At 73.0% G+C, this 23,400-nt stretch carries 17 protein-coding genes and 3 pseudogenes; 12 read left to right on the top strand and 8 right to left on the bottom strand.

Translation table 11 applies throughout. The features are described 5' to 3' along the window. Positions 1-272: 272 nt before the first annotated feature. The 5 genes and pseudogenes from ACZ3TI_RS31715 to ACZ3TI_RS31695 all read right to left on the bottom strand — a co-directional run. Positions 273-1,157, bottom strand: a complete 885-nt coding sequence (locus ACZ3TI_RS31715) for a metallophosphoesterase family protein (protein WP_465732292.1) — start codon at positions 1,155-1,157, stop codon at positions 273-275. A 280-nt stretch (positions 1,158-1,437) separates the two neighbouring features. After that, positions 1,438-4,032: a SpoIIE family protein phosphatase gene (locus ACZ3TI_RS31710; protein ID WP_465732374.1), complete on the bottom strand. Its 2,595-nt coding sequence runs from the start codon at positions 4,030-4,032 to the stop codon at positions 1,438-1,440. Positions 4,033-4,204: 172 nt separating this feature from the next. Then, positions 4,205-6,340: a SpoIIE family protein phosphatase gene (locus tag ACZ3TI_RS31705; protein WP_465732290.1), complete on the bottom strand. Its 2,136-nt coding sequence runs from the start codon at positions 6,338-6,340 to the stop codon at positions 4,205-4,207. A 231-nt stretch (positions 6,341-6,571) separates the two neighbouring features. Beyond that, positions 6,572-7,687: pseudogene (locus tag ACZ3TI_RS31700) on the bottom strand (ATP-binding SpoIIE family protein phosphatase); the annotation flags it as partial. A gap of 213 nt (positions 7,688-7,900) precedes the next feature. Next, positions 7,901-8,572: pseudogene (locus ACZ3TI_RS31695) on the bottom strand (ATP-binding cassette domain-containing protein); the annotation flags it as partial. Between the two features lie 343 nt (positions 8,573-8,915). On the opposite strand from ACZ3TI_RS31695, the gene ACZ3TI_RS31690 reads away from it, so the two are divergent. Further along, a complete protein-coding gene (locus ACZ3TI_RS31690; protein WP_465732288.1) occupies positions 8,916-9,650 on the top strand; it encodes a DUF899 domain-containing protein in 735 nt (244 codons plus the stop codon). Between the two features lie 184 nt (positions 9,651-9,834). Here ACZ3TI_RS31690 and ACZ3TI_RS31685 read toward each other — a convergent pair whose 3' ends face one another. Then, positions 9,835-10,509 (bottom strand): TetR/AcrR family transcriptional regulator, encoded by a 675-nt coding sequence (locus ACZ3TI_RS31685; protein WP_465732286.1) that lies wholly within the window; start codon positions 10,507-10,509, stop codon positions 9,835-9,837. 141 nt (positions 10,510-10,650) lie between these two features. On the opposite strand from ACZ3TI_RS31685, the gene ACZ3TI_RS31680 reads away from it, so the two are divergent. The 5 genes from ACZ3TI_RS31680 (at position 10,651) to ACZ3TI_RS31660 (ending at position 16,504) form a co-directional block, all read left to right on the top strand. Then, on the top strand, positions 10,651-12,906 hold the full coding sequence (locus ACZ3TI_RS31680) for an MMPL family transporter (RefSeq protein ID WP_465732284.1): 2,256 nt from the start codon (positions 10,651-10,653) through the stop codon (positions 12,904-12,906). Positions 12,907-13,101: 195 nt separating this feature from the next. Further along, positions 13,102-14,406 carry an aminotransferase class I/II-fold pyridoxal phosphate-dependent enzyme gene (locus ACZ3TI_RS31675; RefSeq protein ID WP_465732282.1) on the top strand — a complete coding sequence of 435 codons (1,305 nt, stop codon included), beginning with the start codon at positions 13,102-13,104 and terminating at the stop codon, positions 14,404-14,406. A 275-nt stretch (positions 14,407-14,681) separates the two neighbouring features. After that, entirely contained in the window at positions 14,682-14,879 is a 198-nt protein-coding gene (locus ACZ3TI_RS31670; protein WP_465732280.1) for a hypothetical protein, read from the top strand. Positions 14,880-14,916: 37 nt separating this feature from the next. Then, positions 14,917-15,279, top strand: coding sequence for a hypothetical protein (locus ACZ3TI_RS31665; RefSeq protein ID WP_465732278.1), 363 nt, complete (start codon positions 14,917-14,919; stop codon positions 15,277-15,279). Positions 15,280-15,331: 52 nt separating this feature from the next. Continuing rightward, positions 15,332-16,504 carry an alpha/beta hydrolase family protein gene (locus tag ACZ3TI_RS31660; RefSeq protein WP_465732276.1) on the top strand — a complete coding sequence of 391 codons (1,173 nt, stop codon included), beginning with the start codon at positions 15,332-15,334 and terminating at the stop codon, positions 16,502-16,504. A 554-nt stretch (positions 16,505-17,058) separates the two neighbouring features. Here ACZ3TI_RS31660 and ACZ3TI_RS31655 read toward each other — a convergent pair. Continuing rightward, positions 17,059-18,399, bottom strand: coding sequence for a GH1 family beta-glucosidase (locus ACZ3TI_RS31655; RefSeq protein ID WP_465732274.1), 1,341 nt, complete (start codon positions 18,397-18,399; stop codon positions 17,059-17,061). A gap of 96 nt (positions 18,400-18,495) precedes the next feature. On the opposite strand from ACZ3TI_RS31655, the gene ACZ3TI_RS31650 reads away from it, so the two are divergent. The 6 genes and pseudogenes from ACZ3TI_RS31650 (at position 18,496) to ACZ3TI_RS31625 (ending at position 22,451) form a co-directional block, all read left to right on the top strand. Next, positions 18,496-18,774, top strand: coding sequence for a hypothetical protein (locus tag ACZ3TI_RS31650; protein ID WP_465732272.1), 279 nt, complete (start codon positions 18,496-18,498; stop codon positions 18,772-18,774). Beyond that, a pseudogene (locus ACZ3TI_RS31645) lies at positions 18,762-19,073 on the top strand (response regulator); the annotation flags it as partial. The gene ACZ3TI_RS31650 and the pseudogene ACZ3TI_RS31645, both read left to right, overlap by 13 nt. Before the next feature lie 229 nt (positions 19,074-19,302). Continuing rightward, positions 19,303-20,070 carry a response regulator transcription factor gene (locus ACZ3TI_RS31640; RefSeq protein WP_465732270.1) on the top strand — a complete coding sequence of 256 codons (768 nt, stop codon included), beginning with the start codon at positions 19,303-19,305 and terminating at the stop codon, positions 20,068-20,070. A gap of 8 nt (positions 20,071-20,078) precedes the next feature. Further along, on the top strand, positions 20,079-21,620 hold the full coding sequence (locus ACZ3TI_RS31635; protein ID WP_465732372.1) for a sensor histidine kinase: 1,542 nt from the start codon (positions 20,079-20,081) through the stop codon (positions 21,618-21,620). A 193-nt stretch (positions 21,621-21,813) separates the two neighbouring features. Continuing rightward, positions 21,814-22,257 carry a hypothetical protein gene (locus ACZ3TI_RS31630; RefSeq protein ID WP_465732268.1) on the top strand — a complete coding sequence of 148 codons (444 nt, stop codon included), beginning with the start codon at positions 21,814-21,816 and terminating at the stop codon, positions 22,255-22,257. Then, the gene (locus ACZ3TI_RS31625) at positions 22,254-22,451 is read left to right on the top strand and encodes a hypothetical protein (RefSeq protein WP_465732266.1); all 198 of its coding nucleotides are present in this window, start codon (positions 22,254-22,256) and stop codon (positions 22,449-22,451) included. The genes ACZ3TI_RS31630 and ACZ3TI_RS31625 overlap by 4 nt, the downstream gene beginning before the upstream one ends. A gap of 89 nt (positions 22,452-22,540) precedes the next feature. On the opposite strand, the gene ACZ3TI_RS31620 is transcribed toward ACZ3TI_RS31625, so the two are convergent. Beyond that, entirely contained in the window at positions 22,541-23,386 is an 846-nt protein-coding gene (locus ACZ3TI_RS31620; RefSeq protein WP_465732264.1) for a hypothetical protein, read from the bottom strand. Positions 23,387-23,400 lie beyond the last annotated feature (14 nt).

Here is a 23,400-nt window from a genome sequence, read left to right as displayed (position 1 = left end):
GGCCCGCCCACCAGCCGTGCCGCCGGCGCGCCGGGACCCGCTGGTTGGCCGAATTCGCCAACGACCTGGAGCAACGGCAGGAATTCCGGGACAGCCCGAAGACCGGCTGACCCGACACCGATGGGCGTCCGTCGACGCCCCACCGCACGGCTCCGGCACCGGTGCCGGAGTCGTGCGGTGGGCTGTCGAGCGCGCGGCCCGGAGCCGCGGCCGGAGCCGCAGTCAGGCGGCATCCCCCGACCGCGGACCGGATCAGCGCGCCGGGGCCGCCGTCACCGGGGCCTCGCCGTCTCGGCGATCCCGGCGAGGTCGAGGTCGTCGCCGCTGACGTCGGCGAGCCAGTCGCCGTGGACGTACTCGAAGGCGTACGTCCGGGTGTCGAGCACGCCGATGCTGCCGGCCGTGACGCGCTGCTGCGGGTTGACCGGCTCCGGCTGCCACCGGTCCCTCTTGGGGTCGACCAACTGCGCGAGCGCGTGGGACACCGTCCGGCCGTAGCGGCGGGGTCCGTTCTCGTGGTGGTAGTGGCCGCCGACGTGCAGACGCGGCTGGAGGTGCTCGATGAGCCTGGAGAGCCTCGCCGAGCCCTGGACGTCTCCTCGCCTGCTGCGGGACATGCCGTAGGGGCCGTCGTGCGTCACGAGCACGTCGACGGTGCCCGGTTCGGTGGCGAGCAGCCGCGCGTACGCGGCCTCGTCGAAGTCCATCGTCCCCGGCGCCTCGATCAGACCGAGGAATGCCACCCGCTCCCCGGCGACCTCCATGACGTGACCGCAGACGACGTGGTGGAACGCGCCGAAGGGGTCCACGGGCACGACGTCGGCGCGGCCCTCGTCGTGCAGGGAACCGAGCCACTCGTGGTCCTCGTGGTTCCCGCTCAGGAACAGGATCCGGGGCAGCTGCCGGAGGGCGGCGACGACCCCCTCGGCCACCTGCGCCGTCGAATCGAGCAGTCGGAAGAAGTCTCCCTGTGCGGGATTGTCCGCATGGAACCGACGGCTCGCTTCGTCGAACCGTCCGGCGGACGGGTAGGCCCCCAGGTCCCCGACCTGGATGACGGCGTCCAGCCGCACTCCTTGCCGCGCCTGCAACATCGTCAGAGCGCCCAGCGCGTGCAGCACGCGCCCGTGCACATCACCGACGAAGGCAATCTTCATCGCTCACATCCCATGAATCGAGACAACTGTTCGTGTCCCGGCAGGTCGAGCGACGCAACGGTGAGATGTCGACCACCGGTCCCATGCCCGGTTGCCCACGACCCAGCGCTCCGCCGTCCTACCGACCGACCGAGCCGACGCAAGTATCGGAACGGGATGAACAGCCGTCAAGTCAGCATGTCCCAGCGGTTCGACCTGCGCGGCCGGCCCGGACGGCACCGCCTCCTGGAACGCCGACTTCGGCTCCCGCTGACCCCCGGGACCGCCCCGTGGCGCTCGGCTACAGGCACTGCTCGGACCAGATGGTCTTGCCCTCGGGTGTGTAGCGGACGCCCCAGCGGTCGGCGAGCCGGGCGACGAGGAACAGGCCGCGGCCGCCCTCGTCCTCGGCGGCCGCGTAGCGCAGGTGCGGGGCGGTGCTGCTGGTGTCGGAGACCTCGCAGATCAGCGTGCGGTCGTACAGCAGCCGCACCTCGATCGGTCCGGTCGCGTAGCGGATGGCGTTGGTGACCAGCTCGCTGAGCACCAGTTCGGTGACGAAGCCGGCCTCGTCCAGGCCCCACTCGGCGAGCTGCCGGGTGGCCTGGGCGCGGGCCAGGGCCACGGCCGCCGGAGTCGCGCTCACCTCCCACCCGGCGATCCGGTCGGGCTCCAGTACGCGGGTACGGGCGACGAGGAGGGCGATGTCGTCGGTCTGCCGGGCCGGCAGCAGGGCTTCCAGCACGGCGTCGCAGACCTCCTGGGGCGATCGGTCCGGCCGGGCCAGGGTGGCGCCGAGGACGTCCAGGCCGATGCCGATGTCGCGGGTGCGGTCCTCGACGAGGCCGTCGGTGTAGAGGACCAGACTGGTGCCCGGCTCCAGCCGCACCTCGGTGGCTTGGAAGGGCATCCCGCCCAGGCCGAGCGGCGGGCCGGCCGGGAGGTCGAGGAACTCCACCGTGCCGTCCGCGTGGACGAGCGCGGGCGGGGGATGGCCGGCCCGGGCCAGGGCGCAGGTGGCGGTGGTGGGGTCGTAGATGGCGTAGAGGCAGGTCGCACCGGTGATCGCGATCGCCCCGTCGACCGCGGCCGTCTCCTGGTCGATGTGGGCGATCAGTTCGTCCAAGTGGCCGAGGAGCTCGTCCGGCGGCAGGTCCAGGGTGGAGAAGTTCTGGACCGCGGTGCGCAGGCGGCCCATGGTCGCGGCTGCGTGCAGGCCGTGGCCGACCACGTCGCCGACGACCAGCGCCACCCGGGTGCCCGACAGCGGGATGACGTCGAACCAGTCGCCGCCGACCCCGGCCTGGGCCGGCAGGTAGCGGTAGGCGACGTCGAGGGCGCTCTGCTCGGGCAGGGCGCGCGGCAACAGGCTGTGCTGCAGCGTGACGGCCATCGTGTGCTCGCGCGTGAAACGGCGGGCGTTGTCCACGGACACGGCGGCCCGGGCGGCCAGCTCCTCGGCCAGGGACAGGTCGTCCTCCTCGAACGGTCCCCGGTCCCGGCTGCGCCAGAAGCAGGCGACGCCCGTCAGCACACCCCGCGCCGTCAGCGGGACGGCGATCAGCGATGCCAGGCCGAACTCCAGCACCGCCTGCGTGCGCTCGGCGTCCTGCCTGCGCCACCCGGCGTCGGTCGCCAGCTCGGGGACCAGCGCGGACCGCCCGCTGACGAAGCCCGCCGCCTGCGGGGTGCTCCCGGCCCACCTGACCAGCTCCCCCTGGGGGTACAGCGGCGAGTCGTCCCGGATGCCGGTGACCGCCACCCGCCGCAGTACCACCGGAGCGCCGACGGCCAGGGTCCGCGGTTCCTCGCCGACCAGGACCTCCTCAGCGACGTCGACGGTGGCGTAGTCGCAGAACTCCCGGGTGGCCACCTCGGCGAGCTCCTGCGCGGTTCTCCGGACGTCCAGGGTCGTGCCGATGGCCACGCTCGCGTCGTACAGCAGCCTGAGCCGGCCGCGGGCGACCTCGGCCTTCCCCGCGAGGACGAGCAGCTCGGTGGAGTCGCGCAGCGTGGTGACACTGCCGGACGGGCCTCCCCCGCTGTCGGTGGGCCGGTTGTTGACGGCCAGCAGGCGGTCGCCGACGGGCAGGATCTCGTCGGTGACCTCGTGGCCGGAGACCAGCAGTTCGGCCGCGCCGGGGGCGAGGCCGAGGTCGGTGACCGCGCGCCCCTCCGCGTCGGGAGGAAGGTCGAGCAGCCGACGCGCCTCGTCGTTGGCGAGCAGGACCCGGCCGTCGCCGCTGACGATCGCCACGCCCTCGCGCACCGCGTGCAGCACCGCGTCGTGGTGCTCGTACATCCGGGTCATCTCCTCCGGCCCGAGGCCGCGGGTCTGCCGCAGCAGGCGTCTGCCCACCAGCGCCGTACCGGCCGTGGCCAGGCCGAGCGCGACGGTGCCGGCGCCCAGGACCACCGGCAGCTGGCGGTTGATCGCGCTGCTCACATTGGCGACCTTCATCCCGGCGGACACGATGCCCACGACCGCGCCGTGGGAGTCCTCCGCCGGGACCACCACCTGGTACTCCAGGCCGAGCGGGCCGTGCACCTGCTCGACGGTGACCAGTCCCCGCAGCGACGGCCCGATGGTGCCGACGAACTGCTTGCCGATCTGCTCCGGCTCCGGGTGCGTGTAGCGGATGCCGTTGCGGTCGGTCACCACGATGAAGTCCACGTTGGCGTCCTTGCGGGCCGCCTCGGTGAGCGGCTGGAGCACCGCGCTGGGGTCGGGGCCCTGCATCGCCGCCACCAGGCCGGGGCTGTGGGCGAACGCCTCGGCCGCGGCGAGCGAGCGGTCCCGCGCCGCGGCGAAGCGGTCGGTGCGGGACTCGATCAGCAGCGTGACGACGGCCGCCACCACGAGCAGCACCACGATCAGCACCTGCAGGACGAACATCTGACCGGCGACGCTGCGGATGCTCAACACCGACCGCAGACGCCGCACCGACGGATCCCGCGGGACCGGGCCCGGATGCCGCCGGCCACGGCGGCCACCCGATCGGCCCGGAGCCCCGGGAGAGGAGCCCGTGTCTTTCGCCATACACCCATGGTCCCCCTCCCGTCCCGGCTCACCGGGGGACGGACCTGATCAGCAGCAGCGCGACGTCGTCGGTGCGGTGCTCTCCGTGCCCGGCCCGGTCGACGAGCGCATCGGCCAGTCGGTCGAGCGGTTCGCCGCCATGGCGGGCCAGCGTGGCGGTGAGGTCGGCCAGTGCCTGGTCGAGGTCCGTGCCGGGCCTGTCGACGAGGCCGTCGGTGTACAGGACCAGCGTGGTGCCGATTGGCAGGTCGACGCGGATCTGCGGGTACTCGGCGGCGGGGTCGACGTTCAGCACCGTGCCGATGTGCGGCTCCACGACGTCCGCCCGGCCGTCCGGGCCGTACAGCAGGGGCACGGGGTGGCCGGCGTCGGCCAGCCAGGCCTGCCGGCGCGCGAGGTCGACGCGGAGATAGGCGCAGCTCGCCAGCAGGGCCGTGTCCAGGTCGCCCAGCAGGCGGTTGGTGCGGCAGAGGACGGTGCTCGGATCGGGATCGGCGGCGGCGAAGGCACGGACGGCGGTGCGGACCTGGCCCATCAGCGCGGCGGCGTTGACGTTGTGGCCCTGGACGTCGCCGATCACCACCGCCACGGAGTCCGGCCCGACCCGGATGAGGTCGTAGAAGTCGCCCCCGACGTCCATGCCCTCGGTGCACGCCAGGTAGCGGGCGCTGATCTCCAGACCGGGGACCTCGGGCAGCGCACCGGGCAGCAGGCTCTCCTGGAGGCCGTGGGCGAGGACGAGCTTGGTGTCGTACAGCCGGGCACGGTCCAGGGCCTGGGCGATCAGTCCGCCGAGCGAGGTGAGGACGGCGCGTTCCTCCAGGTCGAAGTGGTGCGGCTCGGCGAACGCCAGCACGCAGGTGCCGATCAGCCTGCGCGAGGTCACCAGCGGAAGGTAGGCCCAGGCGGCCATCCCGTCCTGTGTCTCGTACCGGTTCGGGTAGAGCCGCTCCAGCTCCGCCCGCGTCTCGAAGTACGCCGGCACGGGACTGGTGGACGCCTTCACCCCGGGTGTGGGCTCGGTCAGCGGGGTGCCGTCGAACCGGTCGATCAGCCCGGGTGGATAACCGCGGTGGCCCGCGATGCGCAGTCGGCCGCCCTCGGCCATCAGCACCGCCACGGCCTGGCCGCCGAAGGCCGGCACGATCTGCTCGGAGACCATGGTCACCACGTCCTGCACGCTGACGGCCTCGGTCAGCGCGCTGGCGAGGTGGAGGAGGTGGTACAGCGCTCCGGGCCGCGTGTGCTCCACCCGCTCCACCGGCTCCCCGGTGGGCCGGCCGCGGTGGGCGCCGTCGGCGGCGACGATCCGCGCGGTGACTCCGGACGGGTCCGGAAAGAGCTCGAACGACAGCCACCGGTCCGGCGGCCGTAGGGCGACGAACGCGGTGGGCTGCCCGCTGATCACCGCGGTCCGGTAGCGGTGCTCGTACACCGGGTCCCGTAGCCACGGCAGGACCACCCACGGCCGTGCGCCCAGCAGTCGCTCGACCGGCTCGCCGAGCAACTCGGCGGCGGCCGGTGTGACGGCGGCCAGCCTGCCGTCCGGATCGACGTCGCAGATGCCCTCCGGAAGTCGTGCCGCCATCGTGGCGAGGGGGTCGGCGTCACGGTGCTGCACCACCGAAGGGCGCGGGCCCGCTCGGATCGGACGGCCTGCCCGGGCCGCCTCCGCCAGTACCCCGGCCAGGCGGGCGGCGAGCGCGTCGAGCCCCGCGCTCTCGCCCGGCGTCATAGCGGGCGGGTGCGCGGCGGGCCAGAGGACGAAGACGGCCCCGTACACCGTACGCCGTGTGACGACGGGCGCGGCCGCGAGGCAGAACGGGTACGGCATGGCGACCGCGACCCTCGGGTACCGGCGCGCCATGTCCTCCGCGCTGCCCACCCACACCGTCCGGCCGCTGCGCGCCGCTTCGGCCACCGGAACCGGCGCGGTCACGCCGATGTGCTGCCACGGCCTGGTGAACTGCCGGGCGGCCCCCAGCGTCACGGCCAGTTCGAGCAGCTGCCGGTCCTCCGACAGCAGGTAGAGGCCGCCGATGTGCGCGTCGAGCCGGTCCGGCGCCGACCGCAGGATCTGCTCCAGCGCCGCAAGACCGCTGCTGCCCGGCGCCTCGGCGGCCTCGTGCCCGGGCCTCGGCGACGGATGCCACGGCACGCCCATCACGAGCACCCCATTCGAGCCGACCAGTGAACCCGCGCGCCCCCTCCCATAGTGGCCCGGCCGGGCCCACCTGAGCTCCTTCGGGCGCCCTCGCCTCCCGGCCGGCGCCCATGCCGGGAGCCCGACCGTCCATCCGGCCGACGGGAGCCTCGACGGACTCGCCGATCGACTCCTGCGAAGGGCCAGGAACTCCCCGCACCGTTCCGACGACATCGCCCTGCTGCTGACCCACTACCGACCCGAGTAGCGCTGCTCCGCCCAGATGATCTTGCAATCGGGGGTGTAGCGGGTCCCCCAGCGTTCGGCGAACTGGGCGACGAGGAAGAGTCCGCGTCCGCCTTCGTCCGTGGCCGCGGCGTAGCGCAGGTGCGGGGCGGTGCTGCTGGCGTCCGAAACCTCGCAGATCAGGGTGCGGCCCAGCAGCAGGCGGACGCCGATCGGCCCGCTGCCGTAGCGGATCGCGTTGGTGATCAGCTCGCTGAGGATCAGCTCCGTGGTGAATTCCAGTTCCGCCAGCCCCCACTTGGCCAGCTGCCGGCCGGCCTCGGCCCGGATGCCTGCCACGGCGGCCGGATCCGGCGGAACCTCCCACTCCGCGACCCCGTCGGCCGGCAGTGCGCGGGTACGCGCCACGAGCAGGACGATGTCGTCCGTCGAGTTCGCGGGCCGCAGCGCCTCGAGCACCGCGTCGCAGGTCTCCTCCGGTGTCCGGTGCGCGTCGGCCAGGGTCCTGCGCAGGATTTCGAGTCCGCGGTCGATGTCCCGGCGCCGGTCCTCGACGAGGCCATTGGTGTACAGGACCAGCCGGCCGTCATCGGGCACCCGCAGCCGTGCGGTCTCGAACGGCAGGCCGCCCACGCCGAGCGGAGGCCCGGTCGGCAGGTCGAGGTACTCCACCGTGCCGTCCGGCGAGACGAGTGCGGGCGGGAGGTGGCCGGCCCGGGCCAGCTCGCAGTACCGCGACACCGGGTCGTAGATCGCGTACAGGCAGGTGGCACCGGTGATCCCGGGGTCGCCACGGGTGGCGGCATCGTCCTTGTCGATCCGGCTGACCAGTTCGTCGAGGTGCGCGAGCAGGTCGTCGGGAGGCAGGTCGAGCATCGAGAAGTTGTGCACGGCCGTTCTGAGACGGCCCATGGTGGCGGCCGCGTGCACACCGTGCCCGACGATGTCCCCCACGACCAGCGCGACGCGGGTGCCCGACAGGGGGATGACATCGAACCAGTCCCCGCCGACGCCCGACTGCGCGGGCAGGTAGCGGTAGGCGACGTCCAGAGCGTCCTGCTCGGGCAGCCCGTGCGGCAGCAGGCTCTGCTGCAGGGTCACCGCCGTGCTGTGGTCGCCCGTGACGGCCGAGACGATCTGTTCCTGGGTGGCGTACCTGGTGTCGAAGAAGCCTCCGTTACGGCCCAGGCGCAGCACCACCACCCGATCGGCGACCGCCCGCACGTTGTCCAGGTCGTGGCTGACGATCAGTACGCCGAGTTTCCGGGCCCTCAGGCGCTCGACCAGCTCCAGGACCACCGCGGTCGCACCGACCCCGAGGGCGGCGGTGGGCTCGTCCAGGATGACCATCCGGGGCTCGCCGATCATCGCGCGCGCGATGGCGACGGTCTGACGCTGACCGCCGGAGAGCGAGCCGACCGGGACGCGCAGGCTGGGAAGACGGAGCGACAGGGCACTCAGCAGCCTCCGGCAGCGCTTCTCCATCTCGATCTCGTCGAGGATGCCGAATCTGCGCAGTTCACGGCCGAGGAAGATGTTGGCGACCGTGTCGAGGTTGTCGCACAGCGACAGGTCCTGGTGGACGGTGGCGACGCCGAGGTTCTGGGCGTCGAGCGGCCTGCGGAGGTCGACCCTCCGCCCCTCCCACTCGATCACTCCGCTGTCCGGCGAGGACACCCCGGAGACGACCTTGACCAGGGTGGACTTGCCGGCACCGTTGTCCCCGACGAGCGCGACCACCTCCCCCTCCTCGATGGCGAGGTCGACGTCGCTCAGTGCCTGTACGGCGCCGAACCGCTTGGAGATGCCGCGTACGGCCAGCAGGGGGGTTCGCGCCACGGAAACCGCCTCCTTCCCGTCGTGATTCACCGGGGACGGACCGGACGGGGAGCAGCACGGTGTCGTCGGTGCGGTGCTCCCCGCCCGGGCCGTGCCGCCGCCTGCCACGACATGCCCGTCACAAGACCTCGTTCGAGCCGGTGAGTGAGCGGCCGGCCTCCTTCCCATACTGGCCCGGGCGGCCCTGAACACTCCTGCCGAGCAGGCTCCGGAGGCGGGGCGACGACGGTCGTCCGCCGACGGACCGGCGCGAGGAGGCGGTGGCCTTCTTCGAAGGCCTGCCGCTGTCGAACGTGGTACCGGGCGAGTGAACGGACGGCCCGGGCTCCGGTGGGCACCCGGCCGCCGGGGGCCGTCCTTCGACGGCACGGACCGTGAACCGGGCCCGCCGCCGCGCGCGTACGGTGGATGTACGGCCGAACGGGTAGCCGGAGGCACGCGCCGTCGGCTGCCACCGCGGGTGCCGCACGCCGCGACGCGGTGTTCTGCTCCCACACAGGAGGGAAAGGCCATGCCCGAGCACAGGATCGGCACGCAGGACGAGTTCGAGGCGGCCCGAGCGGAACTGCTGGCGGAGGAGAAGCAGCTCACCCGGCGAAGTGACGAGCTCGCGCGGAAGCGGCGGGAGCTTCCCTGGGTGCCGGTCGAGAAGGACTACGGCTTCGAGACCGCGGACGGGACCAAGTCGCTCGCGGACCTCTTCGACGGGCGCTCGCAGCTGCTCGTCTACCACTTCATGTTCGGCCCGCCCTACGAGGCCGGATGCCCGGTCTGCTCCTCGATCGCGGACACCCTCAGCCCCAACGCGGTCCACCTGAAAGCCCGCGACGTGACGCTGATCTGCTCCTCGCGGGCGCCCGTCGACAAGCTCCTCGCCTACCGGGAGCGGATGGGCTGGCGCTTCGACTGGGTCTCCGCCGGCGGCAGCGACTTCCACCGTGACCTCGGATTCCAGTACACCGAGGAGGAACTGAGGCCGTTCCTCGAGGGCGACATCCCCCCGACCGTGCGTCAGATGGCCGAGGCCTGCGGCACGGACGTGCTCGGATACGTCACCGAGGGGCCCGGGCTGAGCGCCTACGCGCGCTCGGACGGCACCGTCCACCGCACGTACGTCACCACTGCGCGCGGCCTCGAGCCCGCCATGGCCTACTACGGCCTCCTCGACCGGACGCCGCTGGGCCGCCACGAGGAGGGCGAGGAGACCCACTGGCTGCGCCGCCACGACGAGTACGGGAAAGCCTGAGGATCCGACCCGACACGGACCAGTTCCCCCCACGCCCGACTACCGCTTCCACGACTCCCGGTGGGCTGTGATCAGGTCGCGGTACCAGGCGACCTCCGGGGATGGCCGCGGGCGGCTGCGCGGCTGATGAGGTCCCGGGCCCGTCCTCCGCCCAAGCCATGGCCGTCTGCCGTGCGGGCCTTGATCACCACTGGTCCACGGCCGGCGACAGGCCCGCGGTGCGCGCGGCGACGCCCGCCTGGACTGCGAAGAGGCGGTCCCGCGCGTCCTGGTCGAGCGCGTGGAAGTGGCCGTACGCCTCAAGGGTGACGAAGCCGTGCACGGTGGCCCAGGCCAGCATCAGGGCCTCCCCCGCGTCCGGCACCAGCGGGCTGCCGAGCCCGCCGCGTTCGGCCGTGTCGGCGACGAGTTCGGCCATGTGCTCCATCGCCCGCCGGGCGGCCACCACGGTCGGTCCGTCCGGTGGGGCCGCGTACCCGGGCACGGGGGAGCCGAAGATGAGGGCGAAGCGCTCCGGATTCCGCTGCGCCCAGGTGCGGTAGCCGGTGCAGGTGGCCACGAAGCGTCCGTCCCGGTCGTCCACCGGCACGGTCTCGCAGGCCGCCGTCAACGCGTCAGACAGGCTGTCGTACGAGTCGGCGACCAGGGCGGTGAGCAGGTCGTCCCGGTCCGCGAAGTAGCGGTACAGCGCGGGCGGGGTCATGCCCATGCTGCGGGCGATGTCGGTGAAGCGGAGGTTCGCGGCGCCGCGCTCGACGATCAGGCACAGGGCCGCGTGCTTGATCTCCTCCACGGTGTCGGCGCGCAGCCGCTCACGGCGGCTCCGCCCCCCGCTCTCATCGGTCGTCCCACCCGTCATCACATCTCCATCGGCTCGCTGTGCCAGTCACCGCGTTGACAATCCGTACCCGTCGAGGGAAACGTTACGGTTCATAAGACGCGTTATGAAGCGTAACGCTTTGCCGGGGGACGGGGCCCCTGACAACGTACGGAGGACCACATGTCGCAGGGACTGCGCGAGGATCGGCGGACAGCCGCCGGGGAGAGCGGGCCGCACAGGCCCGGGCCGCTCGGCCGAATAGCCGGTTGGAGCTTCCGGAACCGGGGCCGCACGGTGCTGCTCTGGCTGCTCGCCGCCGGCGCGGCCTTCGGCCTCTCGGCCGGCCTCGGCGCCAAGTACAGCGCCGACTACTCCGCGCCCGGCTCGGACTCCAAGCAGGCCCAGCAGTTGCTGGCACGGGACTTCCCCGGGCTGGGCGGTGAATCGATCAGCCTGGTGCTGACCTCCGACGGCAGCGTGACCGACGCCGACACCCGCGACCGGGTCAAGGACCTGCTCGCCCGGATGGCCGAGGTGCCGCACGTCAGCGGCATCGACGACCCGTACGGCCCGCGCGGCAAGGTGTCAGCCGACGGCCGCACCGCCCTGGGGCAGATCCACCTGGACGTCGCCGCCGCCCCCGACATGCCGAAGGCGGACACCCAACGGCTGCTCGACCTCGCCCGCCCCGTCGACGGCGGCGTGCGCGTCCACCTCGGCGGCATGACGGTCCAGCAGGCCGAGCAGGGCGCGATCGGCTCGGAGGGCATCGGCATCGCGGCCGCCGCCGTGATCCTGGTGATCACCTTCGGCTCGGTCGTGGCCGCCGGCCTGCCGATGCTCACCGCGCTCGGCGGGCTCGCGGTCAGCAGCGCCCTGCTGCCGGTCCTCGCCGCGATCATGCCGGTCCCGGACTGGTCGACCTCGCTCGCCGCGATGCTGGGCATCGGCGTCGGCATCGACTACGCGCTGCTGCTGGTCACCCGGTTCCGCGAGTGGCGCACCGAGGGGCTCGAACCCGAGGCCGCCACGGTCGCCGCGCTGGACACCGCGGGCCGCGCGGTCGTGGTCGCCGGAATGACCGTGGTGGTCAGCATGCTCGGGCTGTTCGCGATGGGCCTGTCGTTCATGCGCGGCGCCGCGGTCTCGGCGATCCTCTCCGTGCTCGTCGTGATCGCCGCGTCCGCCACTCTCTTCCCCGCCCTGCTCGGCTACCTCGGCCGACACATCGAGCGTCTCCGGCTGCCCCTGCCCCAGCGCCGCGCCGCCCAGGGCGAGCGCCCGGTGGGCGCCGGCTGGCTGCGCTGGAGCAGGCTCGTCGAGCGGCACCGCGTCCTCGGTGCCGTCACCGGGGTCGTCGTCCTGCTGGCGCTAGCGGCGCCGTTCCTCGGTGTGCGCTTCGGCTTCCCCGACGCGGGCAACGACCCCGCCGGACGCTCGAACCGGCTGGCGTACGACACGGTGGCCGCCGGCTTCGGACCGGGCAGCAACGGACCGCTGGTCCTGGTCGCCGAGTTGGCGCCGGGCACCCCCGCCGACGCGACAGCCTCGCTGCCCACCGCACTGAAGGCGGTGCCGGGCGTCACGGCCGTGACCCCTCCGGTGCTCGGCTCCGACGGCCGCTCGCTGCTGCTCACCGTCGTCCCGGACAGCGGTCCGCAGTCCAGCGCCACCAAGACCCTGGTCCGCGACCTCCGCGATCACGTCATCCCGGCTGCGGTCGGCCCCGGCGTCCGGGTGCACGTCGGCGGGGCGACCGCCAGCGCGATCGACAGCACCGACAACATCGCCCGCCGCATCCCGCTGCTGGTCGGCGGTGTGGTCACGGTGTCGATGCTCCTGCTCCTGGTGGCCTTCCGCAGCCTCGCCGTCGCCCTCAAGGCCGCTGTGATGAACCTGCTCTCCGTCGGCGCCGCGTACGGCGTCGTCGCCCTCGTCCTCGAAGGCGGCACCGCCGGCCGATTGATCGGCATCGACAGCCCCACCCCGCTGCCGGCCTTTGTCCCGGTGCTGACCTTCGCCGTCCTGTTCGGCCTCTCGATGGACTACGAGGTCTTCCTGGTGAGTCGGATGCGTGAGGCCTGGCTGCGCACCGACGACAACGCGGAGTCCATCGTCAGCGGACTGGCGGGCACCGCGCGGGTGATCACCGCGGCGGCGGCCATCATGGTCGCCGTGTTCGCGGCCTTCGTCCCGGCGCCCGACCTGCCGATCAAGGTCATCGGCGTCGGCATGGGGTCGGCGATCCTGATCGACGCCACGCTGGTCCGACTGCTGCTGGTACCGGCCGTGATGCACCTGCTCGGCCGCGGCAACTGGTGGCTGCCCACCTGGCTGGACCGCCGCCTGCCCCACCTCCACGTTGAAGGACACGCCGAGTCCTACCAGCCGGAGGCCGCCGCCGAGGCGCCCCGCTCCCCGGCAGTGGTCGGCTAGTCACAGCAGCGGACCGCGGGCGCCCCAGGACGCCCGCGGTCCGCATCCCATGGAAGAAGATCACCTGCCGGTCACGTGGGCTTGGCGGTAGCCGACCGGGCATGCCGCCGGATCCGGGCTGGATTCCGCGTAACCTCCATGCCGCCATGGCGTTTGTCTCATAGTCCGACCGACGCATGGTCTGAGGGGAACGCCATGGCCACTGTGCCCTACCAGAGCTCCGCCGACACCGCCAGGAAGCTGATCGCCGAGGCGAGGAGGCGGGGCACCAGCCATCTGGCGACCGAGCTCGACGCGCGGCCGGGCACGCACCTGCGGATCGGAGGCAGGGATCTGGTCAACTTCGGCACCTGCGGCTACCTCTCCCTCGAACAGGACGAGCGGATCCGCCGTGGAGCCGTCGACGCGATCGAGCGCTTCGGCGTTCAGTTCTCGGTCTCCCGGTCGTATGTGGCCTCCGGCCTGAACCTCGAACTCGAAGCACTGCTGAGGGAGATGTACGCAGGTCACCCGGTGCTCGTGTACTCCTCCACGTCGCTGTGCCACATCTCCGTGCTGCCGGCGCTGCTTGAGGCCGGCGACATCGCCGTGCTGGACCAGCAGGTCCACTTCAGCGTCCAGACCGCCGCCCAACTCGTGCGGCAGCAGGGGGTCCGGCTCACGATGGTGCGGCACAACGACCTGGACGCACTCGAACGCAGGCTCCGGCACTCTCAGGCCACCGGCGAGCGGGTCTGGTACCTGATCGACGGCGTGTACTCAATGTTCGGCGACGTGGCGCCGATCGACGACCTCGTCCGGCTCATGGAGGCGTACCCCTCGCTGCACCTCTACGCCGACGACGCCCACGGCATGAGCTGGTACGGGCGACACGGCGCGGGCTACGTCTTCGAGAAGCTGGGCCGACGCCTGAGCAACCGGGTGGTGCTCGCCACGACGCTCGCCAAAGGCTTCGGGACCATCGGCGGCGTCGCCGTGTTCCCCACAGAGGAACTGTTCGACAAGGTCCAGATCAACGGCGGACCGCTGATGTATTCCCACCCGCTGCCGCCCCCGATGCTGGGAGCCGCGATCGCCTCCGCGCGGATCCACCTGTCCGACCACATCGAAGCCCTCCAGACGGAACTGGCGCAGCGCCGGGAATACTGCAACGAGCTCCTCACCACCTGCGGCCTTCCCGTCGTCTCCGACCCCCGGACACCGATCTACTACCTCGGACTCGGCCGGCCCGAGGTGAGCTACGCCATGGTGCGTCGCGTCATCGACGAGGGGCTGTATGTGAACCAGACGTCCTTCCCCGTCGTCCCCCTCAGGAAGTCGGGCCTGCGCTTCACCCTCACCCGGCACGTCGACCACAGTCACATCCGGAGACTGGTCGAGGCACTGGCACGCCATCTCCCGAAGGCCGTCCGGGACGTCGGCCGTACGATGGCCGACGTCCGAGCCGCCTTCGGTCCCGTGCTGCCTCACGCCGGCGCCGAACATACCGGGTCGGCGTGACGCAATGCCCAACGCCTGAGTGTGAGCGGCGTCCAGCACGCTGCCGGTGCGATCGGCGACGGGCCGGTCAGGCCGGCTGTCGACCACGACGTTCGGCACCCGCGGCTCGCCCTCCCGGACCACACGACCACCGGGCACCCGCCGCCTTCTGGCGCCCATCAGCGGGCGGGATTCGCCCGTTCGGCTGCGGATCGCGTGGTGTTCATCGCAGATGGACGGATCGTGGAGGAGTACACGCCCGGCCACGAGGGATGAGCACCATGAAGCTTCGCTAGGTGACCGTCGGGGCCTCCGCAGCGCTCGTGCTGTCCCTGACGGCTGCCGGCTGCAGCTCCGGCGGCGGCATGAGCGGTAAGAAGATCACCGTCGGTATCAAGTTCGACCAGCCGGGCATCGGCCTATCCACCCATTCAGCGGTGGACTGGGGTGGTCGCGTGGTGTCGGTGGCGCACCCGGGGCCAACGGGGTGGTAATCCCTGGATCCCCCGACAATGCGGCGGAGGTACGAGCATGGCGGAGATCCTGACCGAGGCGGGCCGACTGGTGGTGCGTCTGACGGCGTGGGAGCGGATCGAGGCGATGCACAGCGACATCGCCGTGCCGCTGGCCACCATCCGCTCGGTGTCGGTGGAGGATCAGCCGCTGACGGCGGCACACGGCCTGCGCGCGCCGGGAACCAGCGTTCCGGGCGTCGTCAAGGCCGGGACCTGGCGAAGTTCAACCGAGGGACGACAGTTCGTCCTGGCGAGTCGGGGCCGACGGGCCGTACGCATCGAACTGGCGGAAGACGGGGGCGACTTCGACGTGCTCCTGGTGGCCGTCCCGGACCCGGAGGCTGTGGTCGCGCAGGTCCGGGCAGCTGCGGACCTCTGAGGACGCGGCTGTCCGCTGTCGACCGATGGATCTCCATCCCAGGAGTGAACCCATGTATCTGTCCGCACCCTCGAACCGTCCGACCGTCCGACTGGCCTCGGCGATCGCTCTGCTCACCGCGCTGGGCCTGACCACTGCCTGCGGCTCTGGCGACAAGCCCGAGCCCACGCCGGCCGGCGGCCGGGCCGCCGTCAGCGCCGCCGCCCAGGTCGAGGCGACCCCGGCGACCGCCTCGGCCTCCCCGTCCTCACCCGGGTCGCCCACGGCCCCGGGCGACCAACAAGTGTCCTTCGTCGTCAACGGCACCACCACCTACGGCACCCTGCACATCCCGTCGAACGCGACCGGTGCGAAGATGCCGGCCGCTCTGTTGCTGCCCGGCAGTGGGCCCACGGACCGCAACGGCAACCAGCCCCCGCACTTGACGCCCGACACCCTCGCCGACATCGCTCAGCAGATGGGCGACGACGGCATCATGACCCTGCGATACGACAAGTACGGCACTGGCCAGACCGGCCTCGGCACCTACGCGAGCAACCCGGGCGGCCTCGACCTGAACTCCTTCGTCCAACAGGCCACCACCGCCTACCAGTTCCTCGCCGGTCAGCCCGGCGTCGACACACAGCGGCTGCTCATCGCCGGCCACAGCGAGGGCGCAATGATCGCCCTCGAGGTCGAGCAGGCCGCGAATCCGGCCGTGGCCGGGCTGGCGCTGCTGGAGCCCCAGGACGAGCGACTGCTCGACCTCGTCACTCTTCAGGTGGACCAGCAGGTGGACGCCGCCGTCTCGGCCGGGCAGCTCAGCTCCGCCCAGGCCCCCACCGTCAAAACCGCCGTGACCAACGGGGTGTCGAGCATCCGTGCCGGCAACCCCGCCGACGCCACGGGCCTGCCCGGGCCGATCGCGACGGTGTTCCAGAGCCTGAACGCCAACCTCGCCTTCGCTCGCACCGACGACGCCGTGTACCCGCCGGACCTGGCGGCCAAGCTGCCCTCCAGCACCAAGGTGATGGTGACCTGCGGCACCGCCGACACCCAGGTGCCGTGCTCGACCACCGGCCCGCTGGTCAGCGCCCTCAAGTCCGCCGGCACCGGCGGGCCCGGCCTGGTCACCCTCCCCGACGTCACCCACCTCCTCCAGCCGGCCGGTTCGCCCGCCACCACCAGCACCCTCGCCCCGGCGGCCCAGCAGGCCATCCACACCTTCGACCAGCTCTGGCAGTGAACCGGACCGACACCTCTGGCGTTGCTCGAACCGTCTCCCGCCGCACCGGGCCGGCGTCAGCAGGGTGAGGGCGGCGCAGGCGAAAGCGGCCCAGCTGGGCAGGGCCACGGGCTTCATCCGTTTCGTCCTCCGCGTTCGTCTTCCCGTTCGCTCCCGCCTTCGCCCGGGTGCCCGCCGCCGGGCACTCGGGTCATCCGAACGAGAAGCCTCAGCAGGACGCCGGTGGCGAGGGCCAGAGCGGGGCTTCCAGGCCGGCTTCGGCGTCTGCGCGAGCACTCTCACTCGCCCTGGTCCAGCTCGCCGCAGCCCTGCCCCGGCATCCGCGCGCCGGAGTCTAGAAGGGGCTCCGAGGACCAGCCGGTGCAGGTACACGGGCACCTCCGGAAGATGCGCGGTCATCGGGCCTCCGGCCGAACCACTGGCGAAGACCGTCCGACCTGTCGATCACCCTGTCATTTCTCGCCTCGCACGGTGTTCAGCCCCCAGAGATACTCGCAAAGCCCCACCGGACCTGAGTCGAGCCCAACGGGTGCCGCATCCAGCCCAGAGCCCGACTACCGCACGCGCCTTGCCTGATGGGCGGCGATCCGGTCGCGGTACCAGGCGTACGAGGCCTTCGGTGTGCGTCGCTGGGTGGCGAAGTCGACGTGGACGAGGCCGAAGCGCTGGTGGTAGCCCTCCGCCCATTCGAAGTTGTCGAGGAGGGACCAGGTGTAGTAGCCGCGGATGTCGATGCCTTCGGCGACGGCCTGGGCGAGGGCGTCGAGGTGGGTGGCGAGGTAGTCGATGCGGGGCTGGTCGGGGGTGGTGGCTTCGGCGACGGAGCAGCCGTTCTCGGTGATGGTGATGGGCGGGAGGGCTTTGCCGTAGAAGTCCCGGAGTTGGAGGAGGAGTCGGCGAAGGGCGTCGGGAACGACGGGCCAGCCGAAGGCGGTGTGGGGGACGTCGGGGATGTCGACGAGGTCGAAGGGGAGGGCGGGGTCGGTGGGGGCGGCGATGCGGGTGGGGTTGTAGAAGTTGAGGCCGAGGCCGTCCAGGCCGGGGGTGTGGATGAGGTCGAGGTCGCCGTCGCGCACGGCGCCGTAGATGTCGTCGGGGACGCCGAGGGCGGAGAGGTCGGGGTAGCGGCCGAGGAGGACGGGGTCGGTGAACAGCCGGTTGTGGAGGGTGTCGTAGGCAGCGGCGGCGGCCGCGTCCTCAGGCGAGTGGGATGCCGGCTCGACGGGGGTGAGGTTGTTGGAGAGCAGCACCTCCAGGCCTCGTTCGTGGAGCAGGGAGGCGGCGAGCCCGTGGCCGAGGAGCTGGTGGTGGGCGGCGGGCAGGGCCTCGAACATCAGGGTGCGGCCCGGGGCGTGGGTGCCCAGCGCGTAGCCGAAGACGGTGTGGACGAAGGGCTCGTTGAGGGTGATCCAGGTGGGGACGCGGTCGCCGAGCCGGTCGGCCACGACGGCGGCGTACTCGGCGAAGCGGTAGGCGGTGTCGCGGTTGAGCCAGCCGCCCTCGTCTTCCAGGGCCTGCGGCAGGTCCCAGTGGAAGAGGGTGGGCAGCGGGGTGATGCCGGCCTCGAGGAGGGCGTCGATCAGACGGTCGTAGAAGGCGAGGCCGACCGGGTTGAGCGCACCCGGGCCTGTGGGGAGAACGCGGGGCCAGGCGATGGAGAAGCGGTAGCCGTCCAGCCCGAGGCCCTTCATCAGGGCGATGTCCTCGGGATAGCGGTGGTAGTGGTCGCAGGCCACGGCACCCGTGTGCCCGTCCCGGACGGCGCCGGGGCGGGCGCAGAAGACGTCCCAGACGGACGGGCCGCGCCCGTCCTCGTCCACCGCCCCCTCGATCTGGTAGGCGGCGGTGGCGGCACCCCAGCGGAATCCCGCCGGCAGGTCGTAGCGGTCCGACATGAAGCCTCCTGACGATAATGCGAGGAGTACTCATGTTATCGACGCCGTACCGGAACACCAGAGGACCGTCGACCGTGCCCGGAGACCCCACCACCGATGGCGCCGGCGGTGGAGCGGACGGCCCACGTGGTCGCGGGACAGGACGCCCTGGGACGCCGCGAAGGCGGCGGCGTCGATGACGACGCCGGCTGCAAAGGTGAGGGCAAAGACGACCAGGGCCTTGGCGGCGAGCACCCGGTGGCGGCCGGGGTGAACGACAGCGTGGTACGGATCATTCCGGTGGCGTACTCACCGGCGCCGACGAACACACCCAGGATGGCGAACGTGACGGCGCCGAGTGCCCAGCTCCGGGTGGAGGTCCCGTGCTCCGCGTAGTCCTGGCCGAAGACGCCGTCCTGCTCAGGGCGGGCCTGACCGAGATCCTCGACCGCAGCGGGCACCGGGTGGTCGCCGCGGTCGGGGACGCGCGGGCCCTCGCCGAAGCCGTGGACGAGCACCGGCCCGACATCGTCATCACCGACGTCCGGATGCCGCCGGGTTTCCGCGACGAAGGGCTCAGGGCGGCACTCGAACTGCGCGCCCGACACGAGCGGTTGCCCGTCCTGGTGCTCTCCCAGTACGTGGCCACGGCCTACGCCACCCAGCTGCTCCTCGGCGGCGGCAGTGGGCAGGGCGGCAACGGGCGGGGCAGGGGCGGGCAGAGCATGAGCGACGGGCGGAGCGGGGACGGCACCTCGACCCGGCCGAGGGCAACCGCCGGGTCCTCGCGGTGCTGGCCCACCTGCGGGGCGACGCGGGCTGACCCTCCGCCGTGCGGCCCTGCCCGCCCCCGCCCGGCACCCCCGCGGCAGCCCCGACCGGAGGGTGTGAGAGAGTCGGCGGCCCGGACGCGAGGAGGAGCCGATGCACGGGTACGGGCCCGCAGGCGGGGACGGCCCCGGCGGCGGTGGCCGGGTCCTGGTGGTGGACGACGACGCGGCGATCCGCCGCACCCTGGAGCGCGGGCTGCGGCTCAGCGGCTTCACCGTCGCACTGGCCGAGGACGGCGAGACGGCGCTCGCCCGGCTGGTGCCCGCCGCACCGGACGCCCCGGTACCGACCGCACCGCTACCGACCGCCCCGGACGTCCTGGTGCTCGACGTCTCGATGCCCGGGCTCAGCGGCGCCGAGGTCTGCCGGGCCCTGCGCGCCCGGGGCGACGACATCCCGGTGCTGATGCTCTCGGCGCTGGACGAGCCCGCCGACCGGGTGGCCGGCCTGCAGGCCGGGGCGGACGACTACCTGGTGAAGCCGTTCGCCCTGGAGGAGTTGGTGCTGCGGCTGCGCGCCCTGCTGCGCCGCCGACCGCCGCAGCCCGCCGACCGGGTGCACGCCGGACCACTGACGATCGACCCGGCCACCCGACAGGCCCACCTCGACGGACGCGAACTGCGGCTCACCCGGCGGGAGTTCGAGCTTCTCACACAACTCGCCAGGAACACCGGCATCGTGCTCTCCCGCGAGCTGCTGCTGGAGCGGGTCTGGGGGTACGACTTCGAGGTGCGCAGCGACGCCGTGGACACCTTCGTCAGCTACCTGCGGCGCAAGCTGGAGGCCGACGGGCGGCCCCGGCTGATCCACACCGTCCGGGGCGTCGGCTTCGTCCTGCGGCTGCCCGGCGGGAACGGGTAGCGGCCGCCGTGAGACTCTCCACCCGGATCGCCCTGTGGGCCGCCGCCGTGGTGCCGCTGCTGGTGGCACTGGCCGGGCTGCTCCTGCTGCCGCTGGTCGGCCGGGACCTGCGGCACCAGCAGGACGCCCGGCTGGGCGACCGGGCGGCCGCCGTCCTGCCGAGCGTGCGCGCGCTGGTCTCCGCCGACGCCCGCGGCCGCTCCAAGGCCGAGCAGAACCAGCAGCGCAAGGTGCTGGACGCCGCGCTGGACTCGGGCGTCCGGGTCACCGCCGGGGACGGCACCGTGCTGCTGTCGGTCGGCCCGCAGCCCGCCGACGACCAGGCGTTCCCCACCGCGCCCGGCGGGCCCGCCACCGTCCATGACCGTGGCGCGGCCTGGCGGGTACTGACCGTCCGCGTCTCCGGCACCGGGGCGAACGGCGGCAGCGGCACGCTCTGGATCAGCGAGCCCGGCGGACTGGCCGGCAGCCAGACGGCGGCCGTGCGCCGACGGGTCCTGCTGGTGGCCGCGATCGCCGCACCGGTCTCCGCCCTGATCGGCTTCGCCCTCGCCGAACGCGCCACCGCACCGCTGCGCCGGCTCAGCCGCCGGGCGGCGGAGCTCGACCCCGCGGCACCTCCCGCGCCCGGCACCGACAACGGCACCGGCGAGGGCGAGGGCAGCGCGGAACCGAACCGTGCCGCGCTCAGCGCGGAGCGCACCGGCACCGCCGAGGTCGACGAACTCGCCGCCGCCCTCGCCCTGTTGCTCTCCCGCTACGACCAACAGGCGCTACGCACCGCCCAAGCCCTGGAGACCGCGCGCTCCTTCTCCTCCGCCGCCTCGCACGAGCTGCGGACACCGCTGATGAGCCTGCGCACCAACCTGGACGTGCTGGCCGCCCACCCGGAACTCCCGTCCGGCGAACGGGCCGAGATCGTCGCCGAGTTGCGCGAGGACCACACCCGGCTGCTGGACCTGCTCACCGCGCTCGGCACGCTCGCGCGCGGCGATCTGGTCGAGGTCGACTCCTTCGGCCCGGTGGACCTCGCCGAACTCACCGACGCGGCCGCCGCCGACGCCCGGCGCCGCCACCCCAGGGCCGAGATCACCGTCGAACTTCCGTCGGAGCTACGGGTGTTCGGCTGGGAGCCCGGGCTGCGGATCATGCTCGTCAACCTGCTGGTCAACGCCGCCGTCCACGGGAGTGCCAGGCCAGGCGGGCCCGACGGGCACGACGGGTCGGGGCGGGCGGAGCCGGCCCGGATGACGGTCCGGCTGGTCCCGGCCGGTCCGGTCGCGCTGCTCACCGTCGACGACGCCGGGCCCGGCATCCCGCCGGACGAGCGCGAGACGGTCTTCCACCGCTTCCACCGTCGGCGCGACAGCCCGGGCTCGGGGCTCGGGCTGACCCTGGTCGCCCAGCAGGCCGCGCTGCACCGGGGTGCCGTCCGGATCACCGAACCGCCCGGCGGGACCGGGTGCCGGGTGGAGGTCCGCCTGCCGCTCCCGGACACCGACGCGCCGACCGTACGGCTCCCGGCGCGGCGGGACTGGATCACGGGCTAGGCACGTCTGAGCGGGGCGTCCTCGCCGCGCTCCCCGTTCCACAGGGAATCCACAAGAAGCCGTCCTACGCTCCCGGCGACCGGGCCGGGCCGGACGTCGCCAGGCCGTAGCCGGGTCGTCGCCGGGCCGTGCCGCGCGGCGACGCGCCTGCCCGCCCGGTGTCCGAGACCGTCCACGGCAGAAAGGGACGCCCATGTCCGCCCACCGCACGTCCGCCGGCCGCAGGGCCACCGCTCTCGGCGCCCTCGGCGCCCTCGCTCTCGCGGGTTCGCTGCTCGCCGCCGTCCCCGCCCAGGCCGACGGAGCGGGCGGCTCGCCGTCCGCCGCACCGCACGCCGGGTCCACGCCCACGGGCGACGGTGCGAAGTCCGTCTGCAAGCGGCTGCCGAAGACCGAGCAGCGCGTCACCAAGGCGCTCACCCGGCTGAACGGCGACGCGACCACCGCCGGTTCGGTCGCCCGCCTGCAGCAGCGGGCCGCCAACGCCAAGGCCGCCGGCCACACCGAGATCGAGACGCTCCTCAACGACCGTCTCACCGCCCGCAAGAGCCTGGTCACCACCCTGCAGACCCGGCAGAACGACCTCAAGTCCGTCGCCACCTGGTGCGCCGCCCACGACCAGGGCGACTCCAAGTGACCCGCCGCCCGACCGGCCCCCTCGCCGCGCTCGTCCTCGCCGGGACCGCCCTGCTCACCGCCTGCGGCCCCGCCGAGCACCCGGCCCCCGGAGCCGCCGACACCAGCCAGGTCCAGGACATGCAGCACAAGCTCGACGCCGCCGACAGCGCGGCCGCCCAGGCCGACAGCGACACGGCGGCCGACGACAACTGAGCGTCGAAGCCGCCCGGCCGGGGAGCCTGGGCCCGACCACACCGCCGGGCGGTCCGAGTTCCTCGGGCCGCCCGGCCCCGTTCCGGGCCTCAGGCCGTGGCGGCCGGCTGCTCGGCGTCGCCGAAACGCGCCAGGGTCAGCGCACCCACCACGGCAGTCAGGAAACCGAGGACGGCGACCGGGGCCAGGTCCGGCCGGGTGTGGTCGCCGAGGACAAGCACCCCGACCACCGCCGGCCCGAGCGTCTCCCCCAGCACCATCGCGGCCGTCGCCGAGGTCACCGAGCCGTGCTGCATCGCCCAGGTCAGCGCGGCGAACCCGCCGATCCCCGCCACCGCGACCGCGTACGCCGAAGGTTCGGCGAGCAGCTGCGGCAGCCTCGGCTCCGGCAGCACCCGCACCCCCACCCCGACCACCCCGAACTGCAGCCCCGCCACCAGCCCGAGCAGCGGGGCGCGCCGGGCGCCGCCGTACCGCACCACCGCCCAGCCCGCGCCGACCAGGGCCACCGCGACCAGCAGCACCCCCAGCCGCAGTGCGTCGTCACCCGTACCGTGGCCGTCCCGTCCGGCGGTGAGCGCCAGCAGCAACAGCCCAGTGCACACCGCCACCACCCCGGCCCACTCGCTGCGCCGCAACCGCACCCGCAGCACCCGGGCCGCCCCGACCGCCGTCACGGCGAGCGCGGAGGCCAGTGCCGCCTCGACCACGTAGAGCGGCAGCCGCTCCAGGGCGACGAGTTCGGCGGCGAAGCCGCACATGTCCATCCCGACCCCCGCCAGGAACGGCCACTGCCGCAGCGCCCCGGCCAGCGCGGCCGCCTCCCCCGCCTGCGGGCCCGCGGCGGCGGCACGACGGGCGCCGACCGCCTGCAGCACGGTGGCCGAACCGGTGAGCAGCGCGGCGAGGAGGGCGGACAGCAGACCGACGATCATGGGCAGACGGTACG

The sequence above is a fragment of the Kitasatospora sp. NPDC023120 genome (assembly GCF_055560835.1).
Note: the sequence above shows the minus strand (reverse complement) of the source record. Positions and strands in the feature narration are given on the sequence as shown.